The sequence below is a fragment of the Mesoflavibacter zeaxanthinifaciens subsp. sabulilitoris genome (assembly GCF_014191595.1).
Taxonomy (GTDB): Bacteria; Bacteroidota; Bacteroidia; order Flavobacteriales; family Flavobacteriaceae; genus Mesoflavibacter; species Mesoflavibacter zeaxanthinifaciens.
Map to the genome: position 1 here is coordinate 105,740 of NZ_JACHWV010000001.1, position 14,442 is coordinate 120,181.

Annotated in this window: 14 protein-coding genes and 1 riboswitch; of the genes, 10 read left to right on the forward strand and 4 right to left on the reverse strand. The window is 30.6% G+C overall.

What is annotated here, in order from left to right; translation table 11 throughout:
• Positions 1-158 precede the first annotated feature (158 nt).
• A riboswitch (cobalamin riboswitch) is annotated at positions 159-354 on the forward strand.
• Positions 355-387: 33 nt separating this feature from the next.
• Together FHS04_RS00475 and FHS04_RS00480 are read left to right on the forward strand one after the other, a co-directional pair.
• Positions 388-2,238 carry a TonB-dependent receptor plug domain-containing protein gene (locus FHS04_RS00475; RefSeq protein WP_106676880.1) on the forward strand — a complete coding sequence of 617 codons (1,851 nt, stop codon included), beginning with the start codon at positions 388-390 and terminating at the stop codon, positions 2,236-2,238.
• A 9-nt stretch (positions 2,239-2,247) separates the two neighbouring features.
• Entirely contained in the window at positions 2,248-3,291 is a 1,044-nt protein-coding gene (locus FHS04_RS00480) for a YncE family protein (protein WP_106676878.1), read from the forward strand.
• Positions 3,292-3,352: 61 nt separating this feature from the next.
• Here the strand turns inward: FHS04_RS00480 and FHS04_RS00485 are convergent, their stop codons facing one another.
• Positions 3,353-4,801 (reverse strand): S41 family peptidase, encoded by a 1,449-nt coding sequence (locus FHS04_RS00485; protein WP_106676876.1) that lies wholly within the window; start codon positions 4,799-4,801, stop codon positions 3,353-3,355.
• A 110-nt stretch (positions 4,802-4,911) separates the two neighbouring features.
• On the opposite strand from FHS04_RS00485, the gene FHS04_RS00490 reads away from it, so the two are divergent.
• The 4 genes from FHS04_RS00490 to FHS04_RS00505 are packed head-to-tail and all read left to right on the forward strand — an operon-like array spanning position 4,912 to position 7,009.
• Positions 4,912-5,421 carry an RNA polymerase sigma factor gene (locus tag FHS04_RS00490; protein WP_106676874.1) on the forward strand — a complete coding sequence of 170 codons (510 nt, stop codon included), beginning with the start codon at positions 4,912-4,914 and terminating at the stop codon, positions 5,419-5,421.
• On the forward strand, positions 5,408-5,863 hold the full coding sequence (locus FHS04_RS00495; protein ID WP_106676872.1) for a hypothetical protein: 456 nt from the start codon (positions 5,408-5,410) through the stop codon (positions 5,861-5,863). Before FHS04_RS00490 ends, FHS04_RS00495 begins: the two co-directional genes overlap by 14 nt.
• Positions 5,864-5,894: 31 nt before the next feature.
• Entirely contained in the window at positions 5,895-6,461 is a 567-nt protein-coding gene (locus tag FHS04_RS00500; protein WP_106677031.1) for a DUF4252 domain-containing protein, read from the forward strand.
• Positions 6,462-6,466: 5 nt separating this feature from the next.
• Positions 6,467-7,009, forward strand: a complete 543-nt coding sequence (locus FHS04_RS00505) for a DUF4252 domain-containing protein (protein ID WP_106676870.1) — start codon at positions 6,467-6,469, stop codon at positions 7,007-7,009.
• A 248-nt stretch (positions 7,010-7,257) separates the two neighbouring features.
• Here FHS04_RS00505 and purB read toward each other — a convergent pair whose 3' ends face one another.
• Together purB and FHS04_RS00515 are read right to left on the reverse strand one after the other, a co-directional pair.
• Positions 7,258-8,601: an adenylosuccinate lyase gene (gene purB, locus FHS04_RS00510; protein WP_106676868.1), complete on the reverse strand. Its 1,344-nt coding sequence runs from the start codon at positions 8,599-8,601 to the stop codon at positions 7,258-7,260.
• An 85-nt stretch (positions 8,602-8,686) separates the two neighbouring features.
• Positions 8,687-9,250, reverse strand: coding sequence for an adenylosuccinate lyase (locus FHS04_RS00515; RefSeq protein WP_106676866.1), 564 nt, complete (start codon positions 9,248-9,250; stop codon positions 8,687-8,689).
• A 34-nt stretch (positions 9,251-9,284) separates the two neighbouring features.
• Between FHS04_RS00515 and FHS04_RS00520 the strand changes: the two genes are divergently transcribed.
• The 3 genes from FHS04_RS00520 to FHS04_RS00530 all read left to right on the forward strand — a co-directional run bounded on the left by FHS04_RS00520 (position 9,285) and on the right by FHS04_RS00530 (position 12,700).
• Entirely contained in the window at positions 9,285-9,761 is a 477-nt protein-coding gene (locus FHS04_RS00520) for a heme-binding domain-containing protein (RefSeq protein ID WP_106676864.1), read from the forward strand.
• Positions 9,762-9,764: 3 nt separating this feature from the next.
• On the forward strand, positions 9,765-11,000 hold the full coding sequence (locus tag FHS04_RS00525) for a glycosyltransferase (RefSeq protein ID WP_106676862.1): 1,236 nt from the start codon (positions 9,765-9,767) through the stop codon (positions 10,998-11,000).
• Positions 11,001-11,062: 62 nt separating this feature from the next.
• Entirely contained in the window at positions 11,063-12,700 is a 1,638-nt protein-coding gene (locus tag FHS04_RS00530) for an ABC-F family ATP-binding cassette domain-containing protein (protein ID WP_027878670.1), read from the forward strand.
• 141 nt (positions 12,701-12,841) lie between these two features.
• On the opposite strand, the gene FHS04_RS00535 is transcribed toward FHS04_RS00530, so the two are convergent.
• A complete protein-coding gene (locus tag FHS04_RS00535; RefSeq protein WP_106676860.1) occupies positions 12,842-13,516 on the reverse strand; it encodes an SIR2 family NAD-dependent protein deacylase in 675 nt (224 codons plus the stop codon).
• A 94-nt stretch (positions 13,517-13,610) separates the two neighbouring features.
• On the opposite strand from FHS04_RS00535, the gene FHS04_RS00540 reads away from it, so the two are divergent.
• A complete protein-coding gene (locus FHS04_RS00540) occupies positions 13,611-14,432 on the forward strand; it encodes a hypothetical protein (protein WP_106676858.1) in 822 nt (273 codons plus the stop codon).
• The last annotated feature ends 10 nt before the right edge of the window (positions 14,433-14,442 follow it).

Below are 14,442 nucleotides of genomic sequence, written 5' to 3' on the forward strand. Positions count from 1 at the left end.
AGCATGTAAATTTATCAAAAATATTTAGCATGCGAGACGGTTCAAATTTAACAATATATATAGTAGCAGGTATTATTATTCTTCATTTTTTATTAGGCTTTGTGTATTTGATTTATAAAATGAATAAGAAAAAATAGTCTTTATTTATTTTATCTGTTACATTTGCAGCAGATTTTGGTTTTGATATAATATTATTTGTATCAAATTAAAAGGGAATCTGGTTAAAATCCAGAACTGTTCCCGCAACTGTAAGCTATAAAGCTTGTTATTATACTTCATGTCACTGTCTTTATTAGATGGGAAGACCAATAACAAGACGCAAGTCAGGAGACCTGCCAAATTCTATAATTATAATTAATAACCTTCGGGAAAAAGGTTTTAAGGTTTATGAAATTATTTTATAGTCTTGTTTTTTTGTGCTTTAGCACAATTGCTTTAAAAGGGCAAACCAAAGTAGATTCTGTACAAACGTTAGAAACTGTTGTTTTAAGCGATGTTAAATTACAGCAGAATAATTATGGGTTTAAAACAACAACATTAAAAGATTCAGTGTTACAAAACGACTCTAAATCTTTTACAGATATTTTGCGTTTTAATAGTAATGTTTACTTTAAAGAAAATGGTTATGGTATGGTGTCTTCCCCATCATTTAGAGGTACAAATGCCTCTCAAACTGCTGTAATCTGGAACGGAATTTCTATAAACTCTCAACTTAATGGTCAAACAGATTTTAATTTAATTAATGTTAATAATTTTGATAACGTCGTTATAAAAAATGGAGGCGGAAGCGTACAGTATGGAAGTGGCGCAATAGGAGGTAGTATACATTTAAATAATAAGTTGAATTTTAGTTCGCATTTTGACAATCAACTAAGGTTAAACTATGGAAGTTTTAACACGCAAAAAGCAAGTTTTAATACTAATTATGGCAGCTCTAAATTTGCAGCAAATTTTTGGTTTCAATATGTGACTTCAGATAATGATTACAAGTATTTAGGTACAAATGAAGTTAATGAAAACGGAGCTTTTAATAATTTAAATTTTAATGTCAATTTAGGGTATTTTATTTCAGAAAATAATATCTTAAAACTGTATCATCAATCGTTTTTAGGTGAACGAGAGCTGTCTGGTACCTTAAATACAATTTCTAGAAATAAATATTTAGATGAAAACTTTAGAACATTATTAGAATGGGCAAATATTGGTAATCATTACACCTCAAAAGTAAAAGTAGCTCATTTACAAGAGCTGTTTAAATTTTACCAAAATAAAGACTTAGATGGTTATAGTTATGGCAAAGTAAATACCTATCTAATTAAACATATTTTAGATTACAATCTTTCCAAAAAAATAGCTTTAAAAAGTATCCTTGATTATAATTATTTTGAAGCAGATGGTAGTAGTTTTGGATCACCAAATCGTAGTGCATTTTCTGCAACAGCAATAGCTACTTACAAGCCAAATAGCAAATCTACTTTTGCCTTTAATATTAGACAAGATGTTACTTCAGATTTTGAAAGTCCGTTATTATTTTCTTTAGACGGAAGTTATCAGTTTAAAAATTTTTACAAAATAATGTTAAATGCCTCTAAGAATTTTAGAGTACCAACATTTAACGACTTGTTTTGGCAACCTGGTGGCAATCTAAATCTTAAACCAGAAACGTCTTATCAAGTAGATTTAGGTCATCAATTACAATACAAATGGGTAACATTAGACCTTAATACATATTATATTAAAAATGAAAATTTAATACAATGGAAACCTAGTAACTCTGGTTTTTGGTCACCAATAAATATAAATCAAACACATAGTTATGGAGCAGAATTAGGTTTGAAATTAAACAAAACATTTGGAAGTCATACTATTACTTTAAACGGTAACTATTCTTATACTACTTCGGAAGATTTAGAGACCAATAAACAGTTAATTTATGTGCCTAAACATAAAGCTAATGTTAGTATAGCTTACAATGTTAAAAGATTTTCTTTTTACTATCAGCATATGTTTAATGACATGGTTTTTACTACCGAAGATAATATTACAAGTCCACTTTACAGCTTACCTAAATATGATTTAGGAAATATCGGCATTTCTTATCAATTAATTCAAAACAAAAATCATAATCTTAGATTAGGTTTAGACATTAATAATTTATACGATACACCATATCAAAATGTAATTTTTAGACCTATGCCTAATCGAAATTATAACATTCAATTACACTATAAATTTTAATAACAACTTATGAAAAAACTATTGTATTCAGTATTAGGATTATCCCTTTTATTTTCTTGTTCTAACGATGATGATGGGACAATACCTCAAGAACCATTAGGCGATTACGAAAACGGATTTATTATTAGTGCAGAAGGAGGACCATCTTCTGTGTCTTATATCTCTAACGATTTTTCTACTTCAGAAAATGACATTTATTTTAACGTTAATGGAGAAACACTAGGCGTATATTTACAGTCTATTGGTTTTAATGGTGATAAAGCCTATATCATCCAAGATTCTGGTACAATTACAGTAGTAAACCGTTATACTTTTGAGTTAATTACAACAATAACAACAGGATTAACAACACCAAGATATATAGGATTTAATGGCTCTAATGCTTACGTATCAGATTGGGCAGATCCATTTACTACTACAGACGATTATATTGCTGTGGTAGATTTAAACTCTTATACAGTAACATCTACTATACCAGTAAGTGAAGGACCAGAACAAGTATTAGCTAATAATGATAAAGTATTTGTATCTCATAAAGGTGGATATGGTGCAAATAATGAGGTTTCTGTAATAACAACATCAAACTCAACAGTAGCAACTATTTCTGTAAACGATGTTCCAGACGAAATGGTTTTAGACTCTCAAGGAAACTTATTAGTTTTAAGTGAAGGCGGACAGTCTTGGCAAGCTACGGGAGAAACTTTAGCATCTCTTACAAGAATAAATACTAATGATAATTCAGTAATATCTACAATCGAATTTGCTACCGGTAATCACCCAAGTTTAATGTCGTATTCTAACGGAATGGCTTATTATATATTAAACAATGAAGTTTATGGATTAGCAGATGCGGCTACAAACTTACCAAGTTCTTCTTTATTTAGTGTGGAAGCAGGATATGCTTATGGTATGTTTGTAAAAGATGGTAATTTGTTTTTAACAGATGCAAGTTTTTCTGCACAAAGTACATTAAAAGTTTATGATATTTCTAGTGGAACCTTATCTGAAAGCTTTAGTGTTGGTGTTGGAGCTTCTAAAATATATTTTAACTAAAAGATAAGTTTAAATTATAATAAAAAAGCCTCAAAATAATCTATTTTGAGGCTTTTATTGTTTAAAGCATTGGTACATCATCTGGTTCTAAATACATGTTTGTACCAGTTGGTGTGTGTTTATTTGAGTAATCAAATATTTTAATTTTGTGTTCAGTAAAGGTTTCTCCTGTTCTTCCGTTACCTGTTAGGTGTTGTATGGCTCTTGCTAAAAGCGGTTCGTCTTGTTGTCCTAAAACGCCTAAATTAGATAAACTTTCATCTAAAGATATATCTGGTGTTAAACCATTAGTATAGTCTGAAAAACCATCTGCATTTTCATTTCTTCCAACTAAAGGTTGCATTGCCCAAGTGTGATTTGGATTTATACTTCCGTTACAGTCTGTATTTGGTGGTAAAAAAGCACAGTCAGGATTGTCGTAAAGTGTTATTGAAAATTCATTTTTTCCTCTAGTTACATCTCCAATATGAATCACATCAATGTAAGGTTCTAGTGCATTTATAACTAATTCGCTAGCAGAAGCAGAAGAGTTTTGAGCTAATATGTATACTTTATTAAGATTTAAACTATTTATAGAATTTCCGTTAGAAAGCGTTTGAGCAAAGTATCGCGTAACATCTTCATCTGTAAATGTAGATTGAATTTTGTTATTCCAAATTTGTTTTAAGTATACATCGTTAGTAGTGTTTCCTGTAATCATACTACCTAAGTTAATAGCACTATTTACACTACCACCAGGATTATATCTTAAGTCAAGAACTAACTGTTCAACACCTTCAGCAACAAAATTTGCAAACACTTGGTTAAGTTGTTGGTCGTAGTCACTTAAAAAACGGTTGTACATTAAATAACCTACTTTTATACCGTTTACTTCAAAAGTGTTAGAAATATAAATTGGATTTTCTTGATAGATTTGTTTTGTAAGCGTAATTTCTTCACCTGTCAAAATCAAGTTGTCATTATTATCTAGCTCTGCCAAGCCAATAGTATAAACATCGCTAGATATAAGACTTAAGTAATTATCTGCAGTAAGTTGTGAGCTATTTACTGTTAAAAAAATATCGCCACGTATAACGTTATTTTCAGAAGCACTAGAGTTTGGTAAAACGTATTGTACATAACCAAAAACATTTGGACCATTATCTATTAGCCCTAATCCAAAAGCCATACCGTTATTTTTGGATACGCCACTTAAAGAGCCACTTAAAGCAAAATAATCGTCAACAATCCAGCTAAAACGATCTTCATCACTTAAAAGTGAATAAAATAATTGGTTAGGCGAATCAAAGCTATTTAAAAAATTAATGTAGTCTGTATCGTTAGAAAATCTGTTGTCAGCCAAATCTGGAGCGCTATCGGTACCTTGCCAAAAGTACCATAAATTAAGACCTTTCCATATAAAATCTTTAATCTCGGTATCAGAAATAGGGTCATCATCAATATCACTAAAACAACTTGTTAGGGCAAGAAAAAGTAGCCCGATAACGGAAAATTTGTAATTCAATTTCATAGTTTTCTTTTCAATTTTTCTACTTAAAAGTACTTAATTTACAATCAAATAAAAAAACTTTGTAACAAAATTAATAGTTACTCGTCGTAATAGAAACCACCAAAACCAAAATGACACAGACTGAGTTTTTAAATACAGTAATGCCTTTTAAGGATAAAGTATTTCGTTTAGCAAAGCGATTACTTGTATCTAAAGAAGAAGCAGAAGATGCAACTCAAGAAGTGTTATTAAAGTTATGGAGAAACAAAGGTAAAATAAGCGATTATAAAAACGTAGAAGCGTTTTCTATGACCATGACAAAAAACTTTTGCTTGGATAAATTAAAATCTAAACAAGCACAAAATTTAAAGATTGTTCATAGTAACTATCAAGATCATAAAGTAGCCTTGCAAAAGCAAGTAGAGCTTAACGACAGTATGAGTTGGATAGCAAAAATAATTGAAGATTTACCAGAGCAACAAAAAATGGTCATACAACTTAGAGATATTGAACAATATGACTTTGACGAAATAGCAAAAATGCTAGATATGAAACCTACAGCAATACGAGTAGCCTTATCTAGAGCAAGAAAAACAATAAGAGAACAACTAAAAAAAACACATAGTTATGGTGTTAAATAAGATAGAAAAATTAATTGAAAAGTACGAAAACGGAGAAACTACGCTTAAAGAAGAAGCAAAGTTAAAAGACTATTTTTCGCAAGAAACTGTAGCGCCTCATTTACAGCATTACAAAGCCATGTTTAATTACTTTTCTTTTAACCAGCAAGAAACCTTTACTAAACAACTTCCATTAAAAACTAAAACGAAATTTAATTATAAGTGGTTAAGTGTTGCAGCAGTAATTGCGTTGATGGTTGGGTTTTATTTTAATCAAAATGAAACTATTACAGAACAAGACAAACAAGATTATGAAAAAGCAAAATCATATTTACAGTTAGTATCTCAAACCCTTAATAAAGGGACTAAACAAGTAGAGTATTTAACCGCAATAAACCAAGCAGGTAAACAGGTTAACTATTTAAAAGAAATGAACAACCCAATAGAAAGAATTTACAAATAAAAACAAGATGAAAACAACTAAAACAAATACAATGAAAAAATCAATATTAATAGCAGTAATAGCATTATTAATGCTTCCATTATCAGGAATGGCTCAAAATGTTTTTGAAAAATATAGTGATAACGAAAACGTAACTTATGTTTCAATAAAGCCAAAAATGTTTCAGATGTTAGCAAAAATGGATATAAATACAGACGATCCAGAAGCGCAAGAATACATTAATATGGTAAATAGTATTACCAGTTTTAAAACTATGGCAACAGACGATAAAGATATTTCTTCAGATATCGTAAAATGGGTAAAATCAAGAAGCGCATCTTTAGAAGAGCTTATGATGATTAAAGACGATGGTGTAAATATGACGTTTTATATCAAAGAAGGTAAAGACGAAGATCATGTAAGCGAATTATTAATGTTTGTTAATGGTTTAGAAGCTGTTACAAAAAACGGTAATATTGAAATTAACGGGAAAAAGCGAAGTATAGAAACCGTAGTAATTAGTATAACTGGAGATATAGATTTAAATCAAATATCTAAACTTGCTAACAAAATGAATTTACCTGGTGGCGATGAATTAGAGAAAAAAAATAAAAAATAAACATCATGAAAAGCCAACTAAGATCAATAATAACCATACTTACTTTAGCACTGTTTTTTGTAAGTTGTAAAGATGAAAACTCTATACAAACCTATTTTGTAGATCATAAAGAGCAACCAGAGTTTTTATCGTTAGATTTATCTGCAAAGATGATAGATCTGTCTAAAGCAGATTTGTCACCAGAACAGAAAGAAGCCTATAACTCAGTTAAAAAATTAGATGTGTTAGCTTACCGTGTTAATGATGGAGATATCGTAGCTTATGAACAAGAACTTCAAAAAGCAAAAAAAGTACTAAATAATGATAAGTACGAAGAGTTGATGGAGTTTAAAGATAATGGTATAAGTTTTAAAATAAGTACGATTGGTAATGAAAACACAGTAGACGAGTTTTTAGTACTTGCAAACTCAAAAGAAATGGGTTTTACATTTGTCAGAGTAATAGGCGATGAGATGAAACCAGAACAATTAGTAAAATTAATTACCGAACTTCAACACGCAGATGTTGATAATAACCAACTAAATCAATTATTTAATTATTTTAAATAATTAAGGTTTAAATGTTAATTAAAAAGGCTTATCTAAACAGATAAGCCTTTTTTTATTTTTTTATTCTTTATCAAACGTCATCGTCTGGTTCTTTTTTAATTAAAATTAAATTAACAATAACAAGACAAAAAGAAATAAGTAAAGCACCAATAACAATGGGATTATATAACACGTCTAATAAACCTCCTAAAAAAAATACTAGAAGGGTTATGGTTGCAAATAATATAGAAGTCTTGTCTTTAAACATTTTAAATTCCTGTATAATTACTAGGAGTTATAGCTTTTAATTCATTCTTTATCGAATCATTTACGTCTAATGTATCAATAAAATTTGAAATAGAATTTTGGTTTATAGTTTCATTAGTTCTTGTTAAACCTTTTAAAGCTTCGTAAGGGTTAGGATAACCTTCACGTCTTAAAATGGTTTGAATGGCTTCTGCAACTACAGCCCAATTGTTTTCTAAGTCATCAGCAAACTTTACTTCGTTTAAAAGTAATTTACCTAAACCTTTTAAAGTTGAAGCAAAGCCAATTAAAGTATGTCCAAATGGTACACCAACATTACGTAAAACAGTACTATCTGTAAGGTCTCGTTGCAATCTAGATATCGGTAATTTTGCAGAAAGATGCTCGAAAATAGCATTTGCAATACCTAAGTTTCCTTCAGAGTTTTCAAAATCTATAGGATTTACTTTATGTGGCATTGCGCTACTACCAACTTCTCCTTTTTTAATTTTTTGCTTAAAATAGTCCATAGACACATACGTCCAAATATCTCTGTCAAGGTCAATTATAATAGTATTGATTCGTTTTAAGCAGTCAAATAAAGCAGCCATGTGGTCATAATGCTCTATTTGTGTTGTTGGGAAAGAATGTTGTAAACCTAATTTTTCTTGAACAAAACTAGTCCCAAAAGCTTTCCAATCTATATTTGGATATGCAACTTTGTGTGCATTGTAATTACCTGTTGCACCACCAAATTTTGCAGCGCTTGGTATATCGTTAAGTAAGTTAAATTGCTCTTCAAGTCTCACAACAAAAACCATAATCTCTTTTCCTAATCGTGTAGGAGATGCTGGTTGACCGTGTGTTCTGGCAAGCATTGGTACATCTTTCCACTCTTCAGCAAGACGTTTTAATTCTTTTAAAACATTAAGGTATTCTGGTACGTAAGCATCATTCATTGCTTCTTTAATACTTAATGGTATTGCTGTATTATTGATATCTTGAGAGGTTAAACCAAAGTGAATAAATTCTTTATGATCACCTAATCCAAGAGTATCAAACTTTTCTTTAATAAAGTATTCAACTGCTTTTACATCGTGGTTGGTTACTTTTTCTATGTCTTTGATGGCTTGCGCGTCTTCAGAAGAAAATTCTTTGTAAATTTTTCTAAGGTCTTCAAATACAGATGTATTAACATCTTCTAGTTGAGGTAATGGCACTTCACAAAGCGCAATAAAATATTCAATTTCAACTAAAACACGATATTTGATTAATGCTTCTTCAGAGAAAAAATCTTGTAACTTTTCTACTTTATTTCTGTATCTACCATCAATAGGAGAGATGGCATTTAATTGGCTTAAAGACATATTTTGCTTGTTTTTTTGAAAGGCATAAAGATAGTTTTTTAAGAGGAAGACAAAAATTAATCAGTCTATAATTTTTTCAAAAAAGTTAAGCTTTGATTTTTTTTAAAATGTGTCTTGCTCTAGCTTTAAACGCGGCACTTTCTTTATAAAAATCACGCTCTAATATAATAGCTAATTCTGGATGGATCCAATTAAATTCTTTTCCAAAAAGGTATAAAGTTGTCATAGAATACGCTTTTGGTGCTACTTTATAATCGCAAATCATATATTCAAAAGCGACTTCAACAATACGTTCTTTATGCGTTTGTGTTAAAGCGTCTTTAATTTTATTTTCTGTTTTAGAAAAGTAGGCGTTAGCTAAGTATTCGCAAATTTTAGCAACAGGTCTAACAGCTTGTTCTTTTTTAACCCGATGCATGTTTGTGGTAAATAGATCTAAATACGGAATGATAACATTTAAATTATCCTTGCAAACAAACTCTAAAACCCATGCTGCTCTTGGAGAAACTTTATCATCAACTTGCATTAAAATCTCGATAAGTTTTGGTATTAAACTACTGTTGTTAATAACCATTTGTGCGTAATACATTCTTTTTTCTCTAGAATGGTTAACGTAATTTAATTCTTTATAAAGCGTTTCTGTAGTCAAGATTTACTATTTTTAGCGTTTAAATTTAATTAAAATGAAAATAGTAAAGAAAATTCTAATAGCATTGCTTGTGGTTTTTGTTATTGCTCAATTTTTTTCACCAGATAAAAATACAGGAGACACTAAAGATCTTACTGCTTTTTTAGAAGAGACAAAGCCAAATGAAGAGGTTAAAGCTATTTTAAAAAATACTTGTTTTGATTGTCATAGTAGTAATACAGTTTACCCATGGTATAGTAAAATTACACCAGTAAATTATTGGATGGCAGAACATGTAGAAGACGGAAAAAAACACCTAAACTTTTCTAAATGGTCAGAATATTCTGTAAAAAGAAAAGATCATAAATTTGAAGAATTAATAGAAGAAGTTGAAGAAAAAGAAATGCCTTTACCTAGCTATACTTGGTCCCATACAGAAGCAGATTTAAGTCCAGAACAAATTGAAGCTGTTGTTGCTTGGGCAAAAAAAGTACGCATGGGTTATGCATTGCAATCTATTCCTCAAAAATAATTAATGAGTAAAAAGGTATTAATCATAGGGTTTGTTTGGCCAGAACCTAAAAGTTCGGCTGCAGGAAGTAGGATGTTACAGCTTATTGAAATGTTTCAGCAAGCTGATTACAATATTACTTTTGCTACAACTTGCAGTAAAACAGATAACGCTTTTGATCTTGAATCTATTAATATAAAAGTTGAAAGCATTAAGTTGAACGACTCTAGTTTTGATACTTTTATAAAAAAACTAAACCCAAATATTGTCCTTTTTGATCGTTTTATGACCGAAGAACAATTTGGTTGGCGTGTTGCAGAGCAATGTCCTGATGCTTTAAGGATTTTAGATACAGAAGATTTACATTTTTTAAGAAAAGGAAGACAACAAGCTTTAAAAGATCAAGCACTTTTTAATATTTCTTATTTACAAAATGATTTTGCAAAACGCGAAATTGCAAGCATTTTAAGATCAGATTTAAGTTTGATCATCTCTCAAGTAGAACAAGATATCTTAATAACACAGTTTAATATAAGCCCAAACTTACTGTATTATTTACCTTTTATGTTGGATCCAGTGTCTATTGAGGATCAAAAACAAGTTCCTAATTTTAAGCAACGTCAACACTTTGTAACCATTGGTAATTTTTTACATCAGCCTAACGAAGATGCGGTAAATTACCTTAAAACCGATATTTGGCCATTAATAAGGAAAGAATTGCCAAAAGCCGAAATGCATGTATATGGTGCATATGCCTCTCAAAAACATTTGCAATTAAATGATCCTAAAAATGGATTTTTAATTAAAGGATTTGCCGAAGATGTTTCAGAAGTTGTAAAACAAGCCAAAGTACTTTTAGCGCCATTACGTTTTGGTGCTGGTTTAAAAGGAAAAATTATTGATGCCATGAAAACAGGTACACCTTGTGTAACAACAACTATTGGAGCAGAAGGTATGTATGGCACATTAAAAGACACTAATGCTTTTATAGAAGATGATGCCAAAAATTTTGCTAAACAAGCAGTAGAACTTTATACCAACAAAATTTATTGGCGTGGTAAACAAAAAAATGGGTTTAGAATACTTAATACATTTTTTGACAAAAATATCTACTTAAAAGACACTATTGAAACTATAAAGCATATTGAAGCCGAATTACCGCTTCGTCGTCAAAAAAACTTCATAGGACAAATACTACAACATCATACACTACAAAGTAATAAGTATATGAGTAAGTGGATAGAAGAGAAGAATAAATAAAATAGGACATTACATTACTCTTTTTATTACTTTCGCAACCCTAAACTTATAGGATTATTTTTATGATTTCAGTAGATAATTTAGCAGTAGAATTTAGCGGAACAACGCTATTTAAAGACGTGTCTTTTGTTATAAACCCAACCGATAAAATTGCCCTTATGGGAAAAAACGGTGCAGGAAAATCTACAATGATGAAGATTGTTGCAGGTGTACAAAATGCAACTAGAGGACACGTGCGTACACCAAAAGATGCTGTAATTGCCTACTTACCACAGCATTTATTGACAGAAGATAATTGTACCGTTTTTGAAGAAGCAGCAAAAGCATTTAAACATGTTTTTGAAATGCGTGATGAAATGGACAAGCTTAACAAAGCATTAGAAACACGTACAGATTACGAAAGTGACGAGTATATGTCTATCATAGAAAAAGTTTCCGATTTAGGTGAAAAATATTATGCATTAGAAGATGTTAATTATGATGCCGAAGTAGAAAAAGCACTTAAAGGTTTAGGTTTTAAACAAGAAGATTTTACCCGTCAAACCAACGAGTTTTCTGGAGGTTGGCGTATGCGAATCGAGTTAGCAAAAATATTATTACAAAAACCAGATTTAATCCTGTTAGATGAGCCTACAAACCATATTGATATAGAGTCTGTAATTTGGTTAGAAGACTTTTTAGTTAACAAAGCCAATGCGGTTATGGTAATCTCTCACGATAGAGCATTTATTGACAATATCACCAATCGTACTATAGAAGTAACCATGGGACGTATTTACGACTATAAAGCCAATTACAGTCACTATTTACAATTACGCGCAGATAGACGTAGCCATCAATTAAAAGCGTACCAAGAGCAACAAAAATTTATAGCCGATAATATGGCGTTTATAGAACGTTTTAAAGGCACCTATTCTAAAACTAACCAAGTTGCTTCGCGCGAGCGTATGCTTGAAAAGTTAGAAATTATTGAAATTGACGAAATAGATAACTCTTCATTAAAATTACGTTTTCCGCCAGCACCAAGATCTGGAGATTATCCTGTTACAGTTAAAGACGTTTCAAAAGCATACGATAATAAAGTCGTTTTTAAAGATGCAAATATGTCTATAGCAAGAGGCGAAAAAGTCTGTTTTGTTGGAAGAAATGGTGAAGGAAAATCTACAATGATAAAAGCCATTTTAAATGAAATTGAAGTTGATGGTACTTGCCAATTAGGACACAATGTTAAAGTTGGTTATTTTGCTCAAAACCAAGCTTCTTTATTAGATGAAGAATTAACTATTTTTCAAACTGTAGATGAAGTTGCACAAGGCGATATTAGAACACAAATAAAAAATATTTTAGGTCGTTTTATGTTTGCTGGTGATGATATTGATAAAAAAGTTGGTGTATTGTCTGGAGGAGAAAAAACCAGATTAGCAATGGTTAAATTGCTTTTAGAACCAGTTAACTTGTTGATTTTAGATGAGCCTACAAACCATCTAGATTTAAAATCTAAAGACGTTTTAAAAGAAGCACTTTTAGAGTTTGATGGTACATTGATTTTAGTGTCTCATGATCGTGATTTCTTGCAAGGGTTATCTCAAAAAGTATTCGAATTTAAAGATCAACGCGTTATAGAACATTTTGAAACTATAGATGCGTTCTTAGAGCGTAATCGTATAGAGCGAATAGCAGATATTAATCTTAATAAATAATCACTAAGTTCATCATTTGTTTTTCTGATAAAATTCGTCAATTCGAGTGAATTTTTCGATTAAAAAAGAAAAATTTATATCGAGAATTAGAATTTTAGTAGTAAAATTTTATATTTCTACGACTGTCGGTAACCAATCAAATTAACGTATTTCATTTATAAAATCTTTGATGCCTTCTGTAGCAGTTTTACCTATCACAGTTAAATTCTCTTTTGATGCTATTGAAGGTTTTGGATCTATATAAAACTTAGATATATTCTGCGCAGTGTAATGCATCAAACTAGCAGCAGGATAAACTTGTAATGAGGTACCAATAATTAATAAAATATCGGCAGTTTGACAGATGCTAATAGCTTTTTCAAACAACGGAACATCTTCTCCAAACCAAACAATGTGTGGCCTTAATTGTATCCCGTTTTTATCTGTTGTACCTAAAATAATATCATCTTCCCAATGCACAACAGAAGTTTCATCAGCAATATTTCTTGCTTTAAATAGTTCACCATGTAAGTGAGTTACATTACTGCTGCCTGCACGTTCATGTAAATCGTCTACGTTTTGAGTGATTATAGAAACTTTAAAGTTATTTTCAAGTTTGGCTAAAGTCTTGTGTGCAGCATTTGGTTGTACAGTTTTTAATTGTCTTCTACGTTGGTTGTAAAATTCTAAAACTAAATTGGGATTACTAGCGAAGCCTTGTGGAGAAGCTACTTTCATTACATCATGTCCTTCCCACAAACCATTTTCGTCTCTAAAAGTTTTTAATCCGCTTTCTGCACTCATGCCAGCGCCAGTTAAAACTACGAGGTGTTTCATTTTTTTGTGTTATTTTAGCCAAGTAAATGCAGTTTAAGATAATGTCGCTTAAAATCTTAAACAATTAATTAAAACTAATCAATAATTTCAATCCATGGAAATCTTAAAAAAAATTTCAATACTATTTTCAATTTTTATTATTTTCTCAAGTTGTACAAAAGATGATGTTGAAGAGAATGTAGAAATAGCTTCAAAAACCTATCAATTACAATCTGCAAATGGTTATAGTGTTTCTGGGACTGCACGTTTTATAAATAACTCTAACGGAACTATAAGTGTAGAGTTAAATCTAACAGGAACACCATCTAACGCAATGTTACCAGCGTATATTCACTCTAATACAGCTGCCGAAACTGGTCCAATAAGCATTAGTCTAGTTACTGCTAGCGGCGAGACTGGAGAAAGCTTTACAACTTTTAATACTAAGGATGATGGCACACAAATTTCATATCAACAATTGCTAAATATGGATGGTTATTTGACTGTACGTGTAGATAGTAATAACTCTCAAATAGTAGCATATGTAGATATAGGTCAAAATGAGTTAACCCAAAATACTACAAGTTATACATTGCAAGAAGTAGATTTAGATGGCGTATTAGGAAACATAACTTTTACAGAACGTATTAATGGTGAAGCATTAGCTGTTTTTAACCTTTCTAATTTGCCATCTGGAGGATCTCATCCTGCTTATATATATTCTGGAGATTTAGCAAATGCACCAGGTAGTCTTATTTATGCTTTTAATAATGTAGATGGAACAACAGGAAAAAGCTTTTCTAACATAGCAGAAGATGAAAACGGAAACCCATTACTTTATCAAGATTTACTAACTATTGACGCCTATGTAGATGTTGTTTTAAGTGAAACAACTACTAACTATCATTTAGCACAAGGAAATATAGGATCTAATTAGGCTTAAAATT

Coding starts and splice junctions, on each gene's coding strand:
- FHS04_RS00525 (WP_106676862.1), top strand. CDS start 9,765: ATGAGTAAAAAGGTATTAATCATAGGGTTTGTTTGGCCAGAACCTAAA.
- FHS04_RS00490 (WP_106676874.1), top strand. CDS start 4,912: ATGACACAGACTGAGTTTTTAAATACAGTAATGCCTTTTAAGGATAAA.
- FHS04_RS00520 (WP_106676864.1), top strand. CDS start 9,285: ATGAAAATAGTAAAGAAAATTCTAATAGCATTGCTTGTGGTTTTTGTT.
- FHS04_RS00485 (WP_106676876.1), bottom strand. CDS start 4,801: ATGAAATTGAATTACAAATTTTCCGTTATCGGGCTACTTTTTCTTGCC.
- FHS04_RS00475 (WP_106676880.1), top strand. CDS start 388: ATGAAATTATTTTATAGTCTTGTTTTTTTGTGCTTTAGCACAATTGCT.
- FHS04_RS00530 (WP_027878670.1), top strand. CDS start 11,063: ATGATTTCAGTAGATAATTTAGCAGTAGAATTTAGCGGAACAACGCTA.
- purB (WP_106676868.1), bottom strand. CDS start 8,601: ATGTCTTTAAGCCAATTAAATGCCATCTCTCCTATTGATGGTAGATAC.
- FHS04_RS00500 (WP_106677031.1), top strand. CDS start 5,895: ATGAAAAAATCAATATTAATAGCAGTAATAGCATTATTAATGCTTCCA.
- FHS04_RS00505 (WP_106676870.1), top strand. CDS start 6,467: ATGAAAAGCCAACTAAGATCAATAATAACCATACTTACTTTAGCACTG.
- FHS04_RS00495 (WP_106676872.1), top strand. CDS start 5,408: ATGGTGTTAAATAAGATAGAAAAATTAATTGAAAAGTACGAAAACGGA.
- FHS04_RS00540 (WP_106676858.1), top strand. CDS start 13,611: ATGGAAATCTTAAAAAAAATTTCAATACTATTTTCAATTTTTATTATT.
- FHS04_RS00535 (WP_106676860.1), bottom strand. CDS start 13,516: ATGAAACACCTCGTAGTTTTAACTGGCGCTGGCATGAGTGCAGAAAGC.
- FHS04_RS00480 (WP_106676878.1), top strand. CDS start 2,248: ATGAAAAAACTATTGTATTCAGTATTAGGATTATCCCTTTTATTTTCT.